17 protein-coding genes are annotated in these 15,848 nt (G+C 68.4%); 4 read left to right on the forward strand and 13 right to left on the reverse strand.

Going from position 1 to position 15,848, the window contains the following annotated elements; all coding sequences use genetic code 11:
* Window positions 1–2: 2 nt before the first annotated feature.
* Together OG828_RS18695 and OG828_RS18700 are read right to left on the reverse strand one after the other, a co-directional pair.
* On the reverse strand, window positions 3–746 hold the full coding sequence (locus OG828_RS18695) for a class I SAM-dependent methyltransferase (RefSeq protein WP_328504891.1): 744 nt from the start codon (window positions 744–746) through the stop codon (window positions 3–5).
* A gap of 323 nt (window positions 747–1,069) precedes the next feature.
* On the reverse strand, window positions 1,070–1,948 hold the full coding sequence (locus OG828_RS18700) for an LLM class flavin-dependent oxidoreductase (RefSeq protein ID WP_328501766.1): 879 nt from the start codon (window positions 1,946–1,948) through the stop codon (window positions 1,070–1,072).
* 80 nt (window positions 1,949–2,028) lie between these two features.
* Between OG828_RS18700 and OG828_RS18705 the strand changes: the two genes are divergently transcribed.
* Window positions 2,029–2,406: a DUF192 domain-containing protein gene (locus OG828_RS18705; RefSeq protein ID WP_328501767.1), complete on the forward strand. Its 378-nt coding sequence runs from the start codon at window positions 2,029–2,031 to the stop codon at window positions 2,404–2,406.
* A 16-nt stretch (window positions 2,407–2,422) separates the two neighbouring features.
* Here the strand turns inward: OG828_RS18705 and OG828_RS18710 are convergent, their stop codons facing one another.
* From OG828_RS18710 to OG828_RS18720, 3 genes are all read right to left on the reverse strand, one after another.
* Window positions 2,423–3,787 (reverse strand): cytochrome P450, encoded by a 1,365-nt coding sequence (locus OG828_RS18710; RefSeq protein ID WP_328501768.1) that lies wholly within the window; start codon window positions 3,785–3,787, stop codon window positions 2,423–2,425.
* Window positions 3,788–3,927: 140 nt separating this feature from the next.
* Entirely contained in the window at window positions 3,928–4,980 is a 1,053-nt protein-coding gene (locus OG828_RS18715) for an alpha/beta hydrolase (protein WP_328501769.1), read from the reverse strand.
* 88 nt (window positions 4,981–5,068) lie between these two features.
* Window positions 5,069–5,890, reverse strand: coding sequence for an NAD(P)H-binding protein (locus OG828_RS18720; RefSeq protein WP_328501770.1), 822 nt, complete (start codon window positions 5,888–5,890; stop codon window positions 5,069–5,071).
* An 88-nt stretch (window positions 5,891–5,978) separates the two neighbouring features.
* Here OG828_RS18720 and OG828_RS18725 point away from each other — a divergent pair, with 88 nt between their 5' ends.
* A complete protein-coding gene (locus OG828_RS18725; RefSeq protein WP_328501771.1) occupies window positions 5,979–6,401 on the forward strand; it encodes a winged helix-turn-helix transcriptional regulator in 423 nt (140 codons plus the stop codon).
* 43 nt (window positions 6,402–6,444) lie between these two features.
* Here the strand turns inward: OG828_RS18725 and OG828_RS18730 are convergent, their stop codons facing one another.
* Window positions 6,445–6,588: a hypothetical protein gene (locus tag OG828_RS18730; protein ID WP_328501772.1), complete on the reverse strand. Its 144-nt coding sequence runs from the start codon at window positions 6,586–6,588 to the stop codon at window positions 6,445–6,447.
* 267 nt (window positions 6,589–6,855) lie between these two features.
* Complete coding sequence (locus tag OG828_RS18735) at window positions 6,856–7,365, reverse strand: ATP-binding protein (protein ID WP_328501773.1); 510 nt, start codon at window positions 7,363–7,365, stop codon at window positions 6,856–6,858.
* 282 nt (window positions 7,366–7,647) lie between these two features.
* Here OG828_RS18735 and OG828_RS18740 point away from each other — a divergent pair, with 282 nt between their 5' ends.
* Together OG828_RS18740 and OG828_RS18745 are read left to right on the forward strand one after the other, a co-directional pair.
* A complete protein-coding gene (locus OG828_RS18740; RefSeq protein WP_328501774.1) occupies window positions 7,648–8,499 on the forward strand; it encodes a helix-turn-helix domain-containing protein in 852 nt (283 codons plus the stop codon).
* Between the two features lie 12 nt (window positions 8,500–8,511).
* The gene (locus tag OG828_RS18745) at window positions 8,512–8,703 is read left to right on the forward strand and encodes a hypothetical protein (RefSeq protein ID WP_328501775.1); all 192 of its coding nucleotides are present in this window, start codon (window positions 8,512–8,514) and stop codon (window positions 8,701–8,703) included.
* 186 nt (window positions 8,704–8,889) lie between these two features.
* Here the strand turns inward: OG828_RS18745 and OG828_RS49560 are convergent, their stop codons facing one another.
* The 6 genes from OG828_RS49560 to OG828_RS18765 form a co-directional block, all read right to left on the reverse strand.
* Window positions 8,890–8,997: a DUF7919 family protein gene (locus OG828_RS49560; protein ID WP_443062416.1), complete on the reverse strand. Its 108-nt coding sequence runs from the start codon at window positions 8,995–8,997 to the stop codon at window positions 8,890–8,892.
* A 122-nt stretch (window positions 8,998–9,119) separates the two neighbouring features.
* Window positions 9,120–9,308, reverse strand: a complete 189-nt coding sequence (locus OG828_RS49565) for a DUF7919 family protein (protein ID WP_443062417.1) — start codon at window positions 9,306–9,308, stop codon at window positions 9,120–9,122.
* A 156-nt stretch (window positions 9,309–9,464) separates the two neighbouring features.
* The gene (locus tag OG828_RS18750; protein WP_328501776.1) at window positions 9,465–9,950 is read right to left on the reverse strand and encodes a hypothetical protein; all 486 of its coding nucleotides are present in this window, start codon (window positions 9,948–9,950) and stop codon (window positions 9,465–9,467) included.
* Window positions 9,947–14,734: a putative T7SS-secreted protein gene (locus OG828_RS18755; RefSeq protein ID WP_328501777.1), complete on the reverse strand. Its 4,788-nt coding sequence runs from the start codon at window positions 14,732–14,734 to the stop codon at window positions 9,947–9,949. The genes OG828_RS18750 and OG828_RS18755 overlap by 4 nt, the downstream gene beginning before the upstream one ends.
* Complete coding sequence (locus OG828_RS18760; RefSeq protein ID WP_328501778.1) at window positions 14,734–15,351, reverse strand: hypothetical protein; 618 nt, start codon at window positions 15,349–15,351, stop codon at window positions 14,734–14,736. The genes OG828_RS18755 and OG828_RS18760 overlap by 1 nt, the downstream gene beginning before the upstream one ends.
* Window positions 15,348–15,752, reverse strand: a complete 405-nt coding sequence (locus tag OG828_RS18765) for an SseB family protein (protein ID WP_328357832.1) — start codon at window positions 15,750–15,752, stop codon at window positions 15,348–15,350. Before OG828_RS18765 ends, OG828_RS18760 begins: the two co-directional genes overlap by 4 nt.
* Window positions 15,753–15,848 lie beyond the last annotated feature (96 nt).

A 15,848-nucleotide genomic window follows, 5' to 3' on the forward strand; every position in this document is an offset into this window, starting at 1 on the left:
ACTCAGCCCGGCGGCCTGCGCAGCTCGAAGAGGTGGCGGGTGCTGTGGGCGACGAAGGGGCCGTGTGCCTCGATCTCGGCGTGCAGGGCGCGGAGTCGGGGCTCGTAGGCCTCGACGGTGAAGTCGGGGACCATCCAGATCACCTTGCGCAGGAAATGGACGACGGCTCCGATGTCGTAGAACTCCATACGGAGCCGTTCCGCACGTATGTCGACGACTTCGAGCCCGGCGGCCTGGGCGTCGGCGCGCTCGCGGTCGGGGTGGCGGGCGTTGCGCTGCTCCTCGGGTTGCGGCCCGAGGAAGTATTCGACGAGTTCTACGACGCTGCTGGGGCCGACGTGCTGGGCGAAGTAGGTGCCGCCGGGGCGGAGGACGCGGGCGATCTCCGGCCAGTGGGGGCGTACGGGGTGCCGGCTGACGACGAGGTCGAACGTCGCGTCCGCGAAGGGGAGCGCGGCGTCCTCGGGGGAGGCGACGACGGCGACGCCGCGGGGGCGGAGGAGGGCGGTGGCCTTGGCGACGTTGGGGGGCCAGCCTTCGGTGGCGACGGTGAGGACGGGCGGATCCGGCTGGGCGCGTGCCAGGGCGAAGTCGAGGACCTCTCCCCCGCCGGTCTGGATGTCGAGCACGGCGGCGGTGCCGCGGAGGCGGGCGGCCATGGACTCCGCGTAACGCCACGAGGGCCGCGCCTCCGTGGCCCTGCCCTCGAACCAGGAGAAGTCCCAGCCGTCGGTGGGGTGGGCCATGGCTTCTTCGACGAGGTCTTCGTAGGTGCGGCCTTCGTGGGTGCGGCCCTCGTTGATGTCGCCTTCGTCGGTGCGGCCTTCGTCGATGCCGCCTTCGTAGGCACGGCCCTCGTCGATGCCGCCTTCGTGGGCGCGGTCTTCGTCGATGCCGCCCTCGTGGGCGCGGCCCTCGTTGATGTCGCCTTCGTAGGCACGGCCCTCGTCGATGCCGCCTTCGTAGGCACGGCCCTCGTCGATGCCGCCCTCGTGGGCGCGGTCTTCGTCGATGCCGCCCTCGTGGGCGCGGCCCTCGTCGGTGCGGGAGGCGCCCGGCGTCGGGCTGCTCACGGGACCAGGGGTCGTACTTCTTCCGCTGCGAACCGTACGAACCCCTCCGGGTCGGGTTCGTCGCCGGTCGGCTGCAGGACGACCGTGTCGGCGCCGGCGTCGGCGAGGCGCTGGACGGCCTTGGCGACGGCTCCGGCGTCTCCCGCGACGCCGAGGTCCGGGACGGATGCCTCACCTTCGGCGTCGAGCTCGGCGCGGAGCCGTGCGGCGGCGCCGGGACCGGTGGCGGTGAGGAGATAGACGACGACCTTGTGCGGTTCGGTACGGCCCGCTGACTCCCGTCCCTCGTCGATGAGTTGCCGGGCACGCCGGACGCCTTCAGGGGGCGTACTCGCCGTGAGGATGGTCCCGTCGGCCGCCTCACCGGCCAGCCGCAGCGAGCGGGGCCCGGTGGCACCGGCGAGGACGGGCGGCGCGGGATCGGCGGGGGGCCAGTCGAGCGCGACGTCGTCGAGCTTGACGTACCGCCCGTCGGTCGTGATCCGCTCACCGCGCAGCAGGGTCCGCAGGGCGAGCAGGTGCTCGCGCAGCAGGGTCACGGGCGACTCGACCCGGGCGCCCACCTGCCCCATCCAGTCCTGCACGCCGTGCCCGACGCCGACGATCGGGCGCCCGGGGAACATCCGGTGCAGCGAGGCGACCTCCATCGCGGTGATGGCCACGTTCCGCAGCGGCACGGGCAGCAGCCCGACCCCGATGCGCACCCGCTCGGTCCAGGCGAGAGCGGCGGCCGCGGTCGACAACCCACCCTCGCGGAAGCAGTCCTCCCACAGCCAGAGCTCTTCAAGTCCCGTAGCGTCCGCGAGCCGGGCGATCTCCCGCAGTCGCTCGGGCGGCAGCTGAGGGCGGAACACGGCACCGAGTCCAGTCGTCATACGGCCCTTCCTACCCGGGCCGCGACACCATGAACAACACCTTTTCCCGCGCGTCTGCGGTGTTGTGTCACCCTGCTGGAATGCGGCGTCGTTGGCGGGACGGACAGGGGACGTTGGTCGTGCCCGGAGGCGGCGGCCGTGCGGATGCCGTCTCCGTACCTCTGGAGATCGCCGCCTCGTATCGTGCCCGTACCAAAGGGCTGTTGGGGCGGGACGCCATTGACGGGGCGATGCTGCTCTCCCCCGCCAACAGCGTGCACACCTTCCGGATGCGGATCCCCATCGACGTCGCCTACCTCGACCGCCACCTCGAGGTCATCGCCGTGACGACCATGAAGCCGGGGCGACTCGGTATGCCCCGGCTTCGTGCGCGGCATGTGGTGGAGGCGGAGGCGGGGGTCATGGCGGGGTGGGGGTTGCGGGTCGGGATTCGGGTGGAGATCGAGGGGGCGGAGTAGTCCCTGGGGGCTGTCCCTACGCTCCCGCCGCCGCCCCTGCTCGCTCGCGCGGCCGCACCGTCATCAGCAGCGTCCGCGGCCGTACCGTCGCACGGGCCACCGGCTGCACCGTCCGGCCCGGGGGGAGTTCGAGGCGGATCTCTCGAGTGATCGTGGCGATGGCGGTGGCCAGTTCCGTGAGGGCGAAGCGGTCGCCGATGCACTTGTGCTTGCCGGCGCCGAAGGGGAGGAAGGCGCCGGTCGGCGGGGGCTGGGCGGTGTCCAGCCAGCGGTCGGGGTCGAAGGTGAGGGGGTCGGGGAAGAGGGACGGGTCGCGGTGCAGGGCGTGCTGGCAGTACGCCAGTTCGGTGCCGGCCGGGATGTCCCAGTCGCCGAGGCGGAGGGGTTCGAGGGTGCGCCGGGTGACGAGCCAGCCGGTGTGGTGCAGCCTTGTGGCCTCCTGGATGACGCGGTTCAGGTAGGGCAGGCGGGGCAAGTCGTCGAAGGTGACCGGGCGTTCGCCGAGGACGTCGGTCAGTTCCGTCTGGAGGCGTGCGTCGATCTCCGGGGCGCGGGCGAGTTCGTACAGGATCCAGGAGAGGACGGAGGCCGTGGTCTCCGTACCGGCCACCGCGAGGGTGAGGATCTCCGAGCAGATCTGATACGACGTCAGGGGGCGGCCGGTGTACTCGTCCGTGGCCCGGAGCAGCAGGGAGAGCATGTCTCCCGTGTCGCGTTCGGAGGCGCGCAGCTCGGCCACCGCGGCGTCGATCGTGGCGCGTACGGCGTCGCGGGCCGCGGTGAAGCGGCGGTTGGCGGGCAGCGGGAGTCTCTCCGCCCAGTCGGGGAGCATGATGCGGGTGCCCACGCCGTTCATGACGACGCTGAGGTCGCGGCGCAGCCGCTGGAAGGCGTGTCCGTCGATGCTGCCGGAGAAGACGGTCGAGGCGAGCATGTCGAGGGAGAGTTTGACCATCACCTCGCGGACGTCCAGGACCTGCCCGGGGCGCCAGTCGGCCAGGGCCGCGGTGACCTGCTCGCGCATCAGGTCGACGTAGCGGGTGATCTCGGTCTGGCGGAAGGCGGGCTGGAGTTGGCGGCGTTTGCGGACGTGTTCCGTGCCGGCGGCGGTGACGACGCTGTCGCCGAGGAGCTGGCCCATCTTCTCGAAGAAGCGGCCCTTGTCGAGGGTGGGGGCGGCGTCGACCAGCATCGTGCGGATCAGGGCGGGGTCGTTGACGACGACGGTGGGCTGCTGCGGCTGGAGGCGGATCTCTACGAGCGGACCGTAGGCGCGGAGCGAGGCGATGAAGGCGAGGTTGTCGCGCAGGAGGGGTATCGCGTGGCCCAGCAGCGGCCATGAGCCCGGCGCCTTGGGCATGGGGGGAGACGCGGTGGTCACGGGTGGGATCCCTTCGCAGAGTCTCACGGAGACAGCGCCGTGATCTCTTCCCGGATCCGTGGGCAGGGCAATCCCGGTGTGGTGCAGCCCACGTGGCCGTTCACAATCCGGATCAGCGAACGGCACCGTGCGGTGATCCGTTACAGCCGGAGCCCGTGCAGGAGGTCCGTCACGCGAGTCGGGTCCGTGGGGCCCATGTGGCCGGTGCCAGGGAAGTTGTGGACCGTGAAGCGGTTGTGCGGAGTGAGTTCGTCGGCTTCGGCGATCATGCGGTCCTGGAGCTCCGTGGCGACGGTCCTGTCCTTGCCGAACCGCAGATACGTACGCGGAATCCGCCCCCACGTCTCCGCGCGCCCGACGGCCCGGCCCGCGTACGCCGTCATCGACTCGTCCGCCTGCAATCCCTCCAGCACCCGCAGGAACTCGGCATCCGTGTACTCCGCGCAGGTCATCTCCTTGAAGACGGCGAGGTCACGGCGGCTGGAGGTACGCCAGTTGAGGCGCAGCACACCCAGCTTCCCCGGGTCGCCGACGATCTGCTCCAGCGGGCTGATGGCGAGCTGCCCTTCCGGCGAGCCCGCGCAGTCGTTCAGTGACGGCATGCTGCGGCTCGGGCAGAACGCCGCCATGTAGCAGATATGGGCCAGCAGTTCAGGCACGGCATTCGCCACCCTGCTCACCGAGAGCCCGCCCATACTGTGCCCGACCAGCACCACGGGCCCACCGAGCCGCGCGGCGCGTCGTACGACACCGGTGACCCGCCGCTCGAAGTCGTCCAGGGTGAGCGCGGCGACCGGCGAGGCCTCCGTCGCGAGGGCACCCAAGTCCTGCGTCTGATACGCCCTCGGGATGAACTTCTCGGTCCCGTGCAGCGGTTGGTCCACCGTGACGACACGGTGCCCGCGCAGCGCCAGCTCCCTGCCGACCGCCGTCCAGAAGGCGCCTGCGCTATGGGTGCCGTGGACGAGGACGTACGTGCGGATGCCGCGCCGGGTCCGTGCCGTGGCCCGTTCGACGTCGGTCGCCCGCGCGGTCCCCGCACCCACACCGACGGCGAGCGCGGCCGCCCCACCGGCGCCTGCGGCGATGCGTCGCAATGCTTGTCGCCGCGAGGTGGCGGCCTTCTCGTTGCTCTCGTTGCTCTCTTTGTTCTCGTTGCTCTCGTTGCTCTCGTTGCTCTCTTTGTCAGCCATGGCTAAGAGGCTATGAACGCCCGCTGTTCCCCGACATGGCTCTGCCCACCCGGCGGATGGTGGACCTACCGACACCCACACACCGCCGTCATCCACCTGCCGACGGTCTCGTGGCCGCCGCGGCTGCGACAGCCGTAGCCAGTGGGTCGTCGAGTGGACGGCCAAGGATGTCAGCCAGGTCGGGGCTGGTGTTGCCCAGAAAGCCATGCCTGATGCCGGTCGCGATCGAGGCGAGCATGGGTGGCTGGAACGGCAGGAGCTCCGGCACCTGGCTGAGGAGCCTGCGCCGGTACTCGGCCAGGCCGATGGTGCGGTGCGGGACGCCGAGGCGGTCGGCTACCTGCGCTGCCGTGATCGGCGTGCCGACGAGGTCGTAGGTGCGGCCGCTGTGCGGGACCGGATCCGCCGCGACGACCGCGGCGGCTTCGGCCAGGTCGGCCCGGGCGACCGCGGCCAGGGCGCCGTCGCCGAACGCGGACTCCACGCCGCCGTCGGCCCACATCAGGAGTCCGCCAAAGAGTTCGGCGTAGAGGCCGTTGCGAAGAACCGTCCAATGCAAACCGCAAGCGTGCACGAGCCGTTCGGTCGCGCGGTGCGCCAGCGCGAAACCGAGGTGCTCACCGGCACCGGTCAGGCTCGTGTAGACGACATGCCGGACGCCGTCGCGGACGGCAGCGTCCAGCACGGCGGCGTGCCGCCCGATGACCTGGTCGTCTTCGGCATAGCCGGCGGAGATCAGCACCAGGGTGGACACACCGGCGAGGTCCATGCCGGAGGGATCGTCGAAATCGAGCCGCCGCAACTCGCCGTTCGGAGTGCGGCTGCCGCCTGTCGCTGTCGCGTCGCGGGCGTGCAGCGCCGCGAGAGTGGCAGAGCCGAGGTTCCCGTTCGCTCCGGTCACCAGAATCATGTCAGTCGTAGTCTTCCGTCGGTGGTTCTCTTCGGTAACTACGCTTGATCCTGAACCGCCCGCATACCGGCCACAAGAAGGCAGTTTGATGTCACCCACGCACACCGAGGTAACCACCGCACCCGCCGACCTCGACCCCTGCGGGCGCGAAGACCACCCGGACTGCGGGATCCGCGATGTCCTGGACCGGATCGGCGACAAGTGGTCGGTACTCGTGATCGTCGAACTCGCCGGCGGGCCACGCCGCTTCCGCGAACTGCAGCGCGCCATCGACGGCATCTCCCAGCGCATGCTCACGCTCACCGTGCGCAGACTCGAACGCGACGGACTCGTCCTGCGCACCGTCTACCCCACCGTCCCGGCCCACGTGGACTACCGCCTGACCGACACCGGGGCCGGCCTGACCCACCTGGTCAAGGCACTCGCCGACTGGTCCCTCAGCCATCGGGGAGTCATTGCGGAGGCTCGTCGTGAGTACGACGAGACGCACCCCGACCACGACATCCGGTAACGGATCACGCTGACGCAGTCCGGTGTGGCCGTGCTGCTTGCTGCTACGCAACGCGCTCTTCGAACACCACGGTGTTACGCCCGTCGGCGACGACATGCAGGTCCACCGCGACCTCCAGCGCTACCGCCAGCCTGACCAGCAGGTCTGCAGTGATGGGAAGCATGCCGCCCAGCTCGATGGCCTCCACGTCATTCGGCGGTCACACCCAGTCGCTCCCCCCAAACCACCCTGCGTCAGCCTCAGAGCCGCACGCCGGTCGTGCACCAGCTGTCCCAGTTCGTGAGCCAGCCGAATCTGCTCACGCTCGGCGATCACCTCGGGCGGTTCGACGTAACCCTTGGCGGCCTTCCGTTCACGCGACAGCTTCCAGCGTGCGTGGTTCACAGCTCCTCCCGATCCCACCAGTGGAACGTAGGCACCGCCACGAGGCAAGCCTCCCGTTTCGCGAGCCGCGTCACCCATCCGTGCGACCTTCGCTCAGATACGTGCGGGCCCCCTGTCGCGGCAGGACCGCCCACATACGCGTACCGCCGGTCGGCTCGCGGGCCTCCCCGAAGCCCCAGTCGCCGTCACAGGTGCGTACAACGCAGGCCAGCAGGCGGAGGGAGGCGCGACGTCGGGCGTCGCAGGCGGCGGAGAGGCGGGGGTTGATGTGACGGGGGTGGGCGTCGTAGAGGATCACGCGGAGGGCGTCCTCCCTGTAGCGGAGAGAGACGTAGACCTCCGCTGCTGTGGTGAAACGACAGGCGCAGGCTGCGAGTTCGCTTACTGCCTGTACGGCTGCTTCGGCTACGTCCTCCAGGCCGTGGGCCCGCAGGATCGTGCGGGTGGCCGCGCGGGCGATGGACGGGCTTTGGGGGGCGGCAGGGAGGGTGAGGCTGTAGGCCAGGGATTCCGGGGTGGGCGGGATGGGATGCAGGTCGGTGCCGGGTGTGGGCGGGCAGGTCGTGAAGGTTTCGGGCATGGCGGCAACTCCTTTGGTGCGCCGGTGGATTGGGGCTCCGTCCGGTGGCCTGTCTCCCTGACGCGGGCCCACCCCTCCCAGGGGAGGAGATTGCGGGCAGGCTCGCGCGATGCGCTTCCGGTACGGCGGAGAGGTCGGCTGGTTCGTAGTCGACCCGTCACTGAATGTAGAGCACAAGGTGGCACACGTGCCACATGCTTCGATTTATTGCCTCCCAACGGTTGGACCGTGGGGCGGGCAAGGAGGCAGACTGACGCCGACCACTTGCGGAGGAGGGGCGCAATGCCCACACGGTCCACGCCCACCGAGCGCCAACGGCGTTTGGGCGCCGAGTTGCGCAAGATGCGGCTCGCAGCCGGACAGACCACGGAGTACGCCGCCGGGCTGCTCGGGCTGGACCGTACGAAGGTGTCCAACATGGAGTCAGGCGTCCGCGCCATCTCCCCCGACCGCGTCCGGACACTCGCCAGCAACTACGAGTGCGCCGACCAGGCTTACGTCGACGCGCTGGCCACGATGGCCGACTCCCGCAAGCAGGGCTGGTGGGAGCAGTATCGGGGCAACTTGCCCCAAGGTCTCCTCGATGTCGCCGAGTTGGAGTGGCACGCCGTCCGGCTGCGCAGCTACCAGACCGTGCACGTACCCGGGCTGCTGCAGCTGAGCGGGTACGCCCGCGCCATCTTCGACTCGGCCCTGCCGCCGCTGCCGACGTCGGAGGTGGAACTGCGGGTGGCCCAGCGCATGCGGCGACAGCAGGTATTGGAACGGGACACCCCTGTCCAGTACATCGCGTACGTCCACGAATGGGCCTTGCACATGCAGTTCGGTGGCCTACGCGCGACCCGGGAGCAGTTGACGCACCTGTGCGAGGTATCGGAGCGGGAGAACGTCGAGTTGCGGGTCCTCCCAGTCGAGGTAGGCGCCTTCCCTGGGGCGGGCCACGCAGTGCTGTACGCCGACGGCGCGGTGCCCCAACTCGACACTGTGCAGCTCGACTCCGCGCACGGCGGCGAATTCACCCACGCGGACGCCCAACTCGCCAAGTACCGTGCCCACATGGACTGGTGGCACGCCAATTCACTGGCACCGCAGGCCTCACGGGACTTCATCCACAGCATCGCCAGCCAACTCTGAGGAGCTTCCACCATGACCGAGATCACCTGGGAAGAGCCGTTCTGCGCCGAAGGTAACAATTGCTTCCGCATAGGCACCGACTCCGAGGGCAACGCCTACATCGCCGTTGCGGGGCAGGAAGATCGCCACCTTACTGACAGCCGGGAAGCCCTGCGTAACCTCATCCTCGAGATCAAGGCCGGGAAGGCCGACCATCTGCTGTAGGGCCGGCGTTGGCCGCCCCTGCTTTGCAGTGCCGTGCTTTCGCGGGGAAGGGCCGCCCAACCTACGGAAGCGACGTTGCGGGACGGTGGGAGCCGCTCGTCTTCCTGTTGCTGTGGATATCCTCGCTCGCCTCGACATCCGTCCCCGCGTTCCGATTATGGTGCGCGCGGCGCACTCCATGAAACTTCACGAAGAGGGAGCGATACGTTTCCTCATCACGGCCTCAATGAAATCCTCTGGCGGTCGGTATGAGTGATCTGCCACATAGTGGAGGATCAGATCCGGGGCGATCATCCAAACCCCAGCGCCGAAACAACTCGAACTTCCGCTCCGCCGAGCGAGACCCACTGGCCGTCAATTTCAACAGCTGCGGGGTAGGCTGCCTCATCTCCCGCGTGGGGGAGTTGACACCTGTGCTATCCACGCGTTTTCGCTTGGCGATGGGACTTCACAATGCTGGACAGAGCGTCGATGAATTCTTCAGGGACATCCTCTTGAGGAAAATCCCTGCGCGCTTCCAACCATCCTACGTTGACGGCCGTCACTCCGCACGGGACGGAGACGCTGATATATTGGTATGGGGATAGATCTTCAAAGTGCATCATGAATGACTTTCCTCAAACAGCAAGTGCCATCGGGGAAGCCGCCCGCGCCTGTCTGTTCCCGTCTCATTGGATCTTACAGAGACGGGTCCGCTGACCTGCGGGATGACGGGTTGTATTGCGACTCAGAGCGCGGAGGGTGCGGAGTACGGGGAAGTGTCATGCTGGGAACTTTTGCTGCTTAGGTTTCCCGAGTGAGGATGTCAGGAAATAAATCCACCAAATTGGGTTGACGAAGTTCAGTGCATTTTTCCTGTTCTTAAGATGGCGTTCCCAGTAGGCATCCTGCTCCTCCACTGAGGCGATCTTGCCGGGTGGCGCGTAGCCAAAGATTGGAACGAGATCGCGCACTGTCGATGGGCGCCACATGTGCAGAACGTAGACCATCCAAGCGCCATGTGATGCTGAAAGGCCCGAAGGTCGCACATCGGGCCGCGCCCCATTGCAGCATATGACAATATGCCGTGAAGAGAGTTCGGCTCGCATGGACCGCAGCGCTTCAAATACATTGTTGCCGCTTGCTGTTGATTCAATCGCATCGGGAGATTCCAGGCGCAGGTTCCATGGGCCATCTCCTTCGACCAGCATCCTCCATGTATTTTCCTGGCCGTCAAGTTGGACACGGATTGGGATCTCTTCGTTCATCCTGTGTACCCTGGGTTCTCGATGATCTCTCCTGTTGGCATTCCATAGCGCCATCGTTCCGCGCGAGCAATATTGCTCGGATCGATGTTCCTGAAAATAACCTCTCGTTCGGAAGGGAAGCCCGTTCCTTTTATCCAGGAACGAATGGCGCCACCTAGTGCCCGGTTCACATCTACACCGTACCCGGCGCCACGTATCTCGTACACCCAGGTGCCGCGGCCTTGAGCCGACTGCGGGAAATTGCCTGCCTGGCTGGCACTCTTGCTTGTGCCAACCCAGTTGGAAGGAGTGTCATGGAGTGCATATTTGCCGATGTCCTCATTGATTCCCTTCGGAGTGAAACCGTTTTGGAATACTTCCTCGGGAGGGCGTGCATCTCCTCGATATACGACTCGGGGCTCAACCACAGCTCTGCGTGGGACATTGAAATCATCCGCCACATTCTGACGACAAGGAATGAGTCCTTCAGGATCAAATTCCTCCAAGGGGTTGTGGACATAGGTGGTGGGGTTGGGTGCGGGGGTGAGTCCAAGAGGATCGGGAGTGAGGTAGCGGGCGGTTTCGGGGTCGTAGTGACGGAAGTAGTTGTAGTGGAGGCCGGTTTCGGGGTCGAAGTACTGACCGGGGAAGCGGAGGGGAGTGTAAGTCGTGCTTCTGGCGGCCCAGGCGGTGGTGCCCCACAGGGTGCTGCGGGTGCGCCAGGCGATGTCGCCCTGTTCGCCGACGAGTTCGGTGGGGGTGCCGATCAGGTCGGTGATGATTGCGAAGAAGCGGGAGTCGATTTCCTTCTGCGGGGCTCCTGCTGCGGTGATGCGTTCGGTCTGGATTATGGGGCGTAGCCCCTGGTGGTCCCAGGTGAGAGTGACCGGGTTGGGCAGGTCTGAGGATGTCGTCGTCTGTTCGCACAGAGTGGTGCCGTCCCAGGTGAAATCCACCCGTTCGACGACCGTCTCACCGTCATCGGCGAGGCGGAGTTTCGCGGTGCGGCGCCCCAGGGGGTCGTAGGTGTAGCGCCAGCGGGTGCCGTCCGGGGTCGTAACCGAGGTGAGACGGTCCTCGGGGTCCCACTCGTAGTGCCAGGTGTCGGGTTTGCGGGACAGGCGGGTCTTCTGGCGGAGGGTGATGCGGCCGGCGGCGTCGTGTTCGTAGCGGACGTTGCCTGCGCGGGTGATGCGAGTGCCGGTGTACGTGCGGGTGCCTGTCGCTTCCTGGCTCGGATGGGTCTCCGGCCAGGAGGCCTGCGTCTGGTTTCCTGCCTCGTCATAGGCATACCGCTCGGTCCAGTTCACGGCGTGGACGGCCGTCACCCGGCCCGCCTCGTCCACGTCGAAGCGACGGGAGCCGGAGCGCTGGTCGTTGATGCCGGTCAGGATGCCGTCGGCGCGGTAGGTGTACGACCGGGACTGGACCGTGTGGTTGTCCGCGCCCCTGACCGATTGGGATGTCAGGCGGCCGAGTGCGTCGAAGGAGTGCTGAAGAGCGACCGTTTCGCCTATGTGGCGGGTCAGTTCGCGGCCCGCAACGTCGTACGTGAAGTTGATGGTGCGGCCCGACGCCACCATGTCGGTTCGGCGGCCCGCCGCGTCGTACGACCACGTGGTCGTCGCGCCGGCCGGTGTTGTACGGCCGACTCGGCGGCTCATTTCATCGTAGGTGTGTGTCAGTTCGCGGCCATCGACCGTCTCGGAGCGGACGCGGCCGAAGTGGTCCCGCAGCACGGTCAGAGTGGTGCCGTCCGGGCCGGTGGCCTGGGCCAACTGGTCAGTAGTGTCGTACGCGTATGTCGTGATCTGGCCCGCCGCATCCTTGCGGGTCAGTTGGTCGAGTTCATTGCGTTCGAAGGTGATGGTCTTGCCGAGGCTATTCGTGCGTGAGGCCAAACGCCCAGCTGTGTCGTACGCGTATGTGAGGGTGCGGTTGTCGAAGTCTGTCTCCGTGACCAGGCGTCCTGCCGGGTCGTACTCGTAACTCCATGTCAGGCCTTGGGGGTTGGTGACCTTCGTCAGGCGTAGTTCGGTGTCGTGGTCGAAGGTGTAGCGGACGCCGTCCGGGCCGGTGCGGGCCGTCAGCAAGTCGAAGTGGGTGTATTCGTAGCGGGTGACGGCGCCCATGGGGTCCGTGTGGCTGGTGCAGTTGCCTTCACCGTCGTACGTCCAGGACTCTGTGGTGCCGTCGGCGGCGATGCGGCGGGACAGGCGGCCCTCGACCGTCCATTCCAGGCGGGTCATCGAGCCCATGGGGTCCGTGACCTTCGTTGGGCGGCCGAAGGCGTCTCGCTCGTAGCGGGTGGTGGCGCCCAGTGGGTCGACGATCTCAAGGGGCAGGCCCGCCGGGTTGCAGCAGACGGTGGTCGTCGCGCCCGTGGCGTCCGTTGTCGCCGCCAGGTGGCCGAGGTCGTCGTACGTGAAGCGGGTCGGGGCGCCATAGGCGTCGGTGACCCGCGTGAGGTTGCCGTACTCGTCGAACTGCTGGGTGATGTGGGTGCCGTCGGCGCTGCGTATGGAGACCGGCAGGCCCTGGTCGTTGTAGCCGACGCTGGTGTAACGGCCGTTCGGGCGGACGACCATCAGCATGCGGCCTGCCCCGTCGTAGGCGTAGCCGGTCGTGTGGCCGAGTGGGTCGGTGATGGTCAGCGGGCGGTCGTTGCGGTCGTAGGTCGTGCGGGTCGTCGCGCCGTCCGGAGCGGTCTCCGCCACCACCTGCAAACGGTCGTTGACCAGGTAGCGGGTCGTGTGGCCGAGGGAGTTGGTCGCGGTGATGATCCGGTGGCCGGTCTCCGGGGCTGTCTCGTCGTACGTGTAGGTGTTGCGCAGGTGGCCCGCGTCGCCCGTCTGGAAGGTGCAGCGGTCCTGCTCGTCGTAGGTGTAGTGGTACGACGAGTTGTTGGTGTCGGTCCAGGCGGTGATGCGGCCCAGATTGTCGTTGGTGAAGCGGGTCGGTGTGCCGTAGGAGTTTGTGACCGCCGACAGGTGGCCTTGGTCGTCGTAGCCGAAGCGGACCAGTTCGGTGGCGTGGTCGGTGTCCGCCAGGTGGAGGGCGGTGATGCGCCCTGCCTCGGTGGTGATCTTCAGGTGGTAGCCGGCCGAGTGGACGATGCCGGTCGGGGCGCCCTGCTCGTCGTATTCGAAGGTGAGCCACTGGCTGCCCGAGCGGTCGGTGATCTGTTCCAGCAGGGCGATGCCGTTGCCGTCGCCGCCCGGGGCCGCGAAGTACCAGGTGCGGCCGGATTCGGGGTCGGTGACCGTGTAGTCGCCCCACTCGTTCACGGTCAGCGGGTGGCGGTCGCCGTCCACGGGCAGCACCGGCACGCCGGGTGCGGGGTGGGGATACGCCAGCAGGGAGCCGTCCTCGCGGACGAAGATGACGCCCTCGGCGTCGATCTCCAGGCGCTGGTCGGCGGTGGAGGTCCAGGTGGGGCCGAACCAGCGGCCGGACCGGTAGGAGGACTCGAACTGCCGGGTGAAGACGAGGGGCAGCCTGGCGGGCAGGGTGACGTCGGTCTGGGGCAGCGACATGCGGCCGGTGGCCATGTCGATGGGGTCGCCGCCGAAGGTCTTGCACCACAGCTTCCGCGCGACGTCTCGCAGTCCGGCGCGGACACCTTCCCGGGCTGTTCCCGTCGCCGCCCCTTTGGCGGCCCCGCGCAGCGCCCCCTTCCCCGCGGCGCCCGCTCCTTTGCCGCCGATCAGGTTCGAGGCGAGGTACCCCATCGCATCGCCGGGATCGCTGCGCCAGCCGCTGCCCAGGACCGACATCGGCAGGCGTTCGGGGTGGGCGGCGGTGCCGACCAGGCCGGCCAGGAGCATGTTGGAGTGGCCCAGCCATTCGCCGGGGTGGGTGAGGTTGTAGGGGTCCATGGGGTTGACCGTGCGGGCCAGCTTGACCATGTCCGCGCCGCCCTTGAGCAGGCCGCCCATCACATGGACCGAGTTCAGCTGGGTGCCGACGAAGGCGTCCGCGGCGTTCGCGCCGAGCCGGTCGGTGAACTCCGGCTTCGGCGGGGCCGTCTGCAGGGCGGTGGCGATCCGGCGTTGTGCGTCGCGGGCGGCGTCGGTGCGCTGGCGGCGGGCCTCGGCCAGGATCTCGCCGGCCTCGCGTCGGCCCGCCACCCCCGGGTCGGTGAAGGCGCCGGGCTCGGTCGGCCTCTGGCCCGGATCCCGGCCTGCCGCAAGCGCGGTGTTGTAGCGGTCGGCGGCCTGGTTGTACGCGTCCACGCGGGCGTTGTGCGCGTCCGCCGCCTGGCGGTATGCCTCCTGCGCGGAGCGGAAGGCGTCGATCGCCACCTGCGCCTGCCGCTGTGCCCAGCGCACCGTGTCCGCGTACGCCTCCAGCGCCCCGGCCGCCGCCCCGCAGGCGTCGGCGCCGGTCAGCCACTGCTTGGGCTGCATCTCGAACTTCGCCCGGAAGGCGTCCGCTGCCTGCCCCTGCCAGCCATCCCCCGCGCCCAGCGACCGCATGCCCTGGCCGACGTTCTCGAACGCCCGGGCAAAGTCCCGCAGATGCCTCGCCCGCGCCTCCAGCGCCTCCGGGCTGCCGTGGACCAGTTCCTTCGGGTCCTCGCTCTCGCCCAGCCCGCGCTCGGCGACGTCGCCGCCCAGCCGGTTGTTCACCCCCTCGCCGAAGTCGCGGACCCCCTCCGCCACGCCGTCCGCGCCGACCGCCGACAGGCCGTCCGCCGCCCGGTCCGCACCCCAGTTGACGGCCTCGCCGACGCCCTCCTTCGCGCCGTCGACGGCGCTTTCCAGGCCGTCCCCGAGGCTGTTGAGCGCATCCCCTATGCCCATCAGCGCTCAGCCTCCCCGGACGCCTGTTCACCGGACGCCTGGGCCTCGGGTGGGCCGCTCCACTGCCAGTCCGTGTCCGGGTCGAGCAGTGCGTCCGGGGTCACCGTCGAACTCTCCACGTCCTGCGCCGCCTGCGCCCAGGCCTGCTGGGCCGCCTGGCCGCCCGCCGCGAAGGACTCCGCGCTGTAATCCGCGCCGGCGACGTGCGAGACGGTGTTGTCCTTCAGCGTGTCCGACCAGGAACGCTGCCCGGCCTCCTCCGCCGTCAGGTAGGGGTTGCCCGCGGCCGCCGTCCAGGCCGTCTTCAGGGTGCCGGAGACGTACTCCTCCTGCTCGTGATAGATCCCCGCTGACAGATTCAGCCGCCCCGCGAACTCGTTCGCGTCCTGCATCAGCGAGCGCACGCCCCAGCCCCACCGCTCACAGAAGTCGGCGAACACCTGCCGCAGGTTCGCGTCCCCCACCTCCAGACCCGCCAGCTCCAGCTCCTCGAAGCCGCGGCCCAGGTTCGCCTCGATGTCGAAGCCCAGTTCCTTGAGCTCGTCCATCGCCTGGTTGATGCCCCGGGTGATCCGCGCCAGCGCCTCCGGATCGACCTGGTAACCACCCCCACTCACAGGTTCGCCCCCTGCGCGTCCAGCGCCACCGCGTCCGGCACGATCCCCGCCACCGGAGGCAACACCATCCCCGCCTCGCTCCCCGCATCCACCGCGATCCCCACCGGCCCACCCACCTGCGCCGCCTCTGGGATCACCTGATCCAGCAAACGCGCCCCGTACACCGCCACCGTCTCGGGCACAGTCACCCCCCGCGCCCCAGCGAAACGTTCCAGCGCCGCATCACCCGTGAACACCAACAACCAGCGGATACCGCCCGCCTCAAGCGACAACAACGCCCCGTCCACCACCGGCACCAGCACCTCACCGCGCCGGAACTCCCCCACCACCGCCCGCAGGTCGCCCCGCCCGGACGCCGCCAGATCCGCCAACCGCGCCTGCAGCAACGCATCGGTGCTCACGTTGGCCACCCCCGTCATAGACATCACCGGTCATCGCACAAGCGAACGACCAGCCTAGCCAGTTGGGCACCTGCAGCCACGACGGTTCTCAGCCCA

The organism is Streptomyces sp. NBC_00457 (genome assembly GCF_036014015.1).
Taxonomy (GTDB): Bacteria; Actinomycetota; Actinomycetes; order Streptomycetales; family Streptomycetaceae; genus Streptomyces.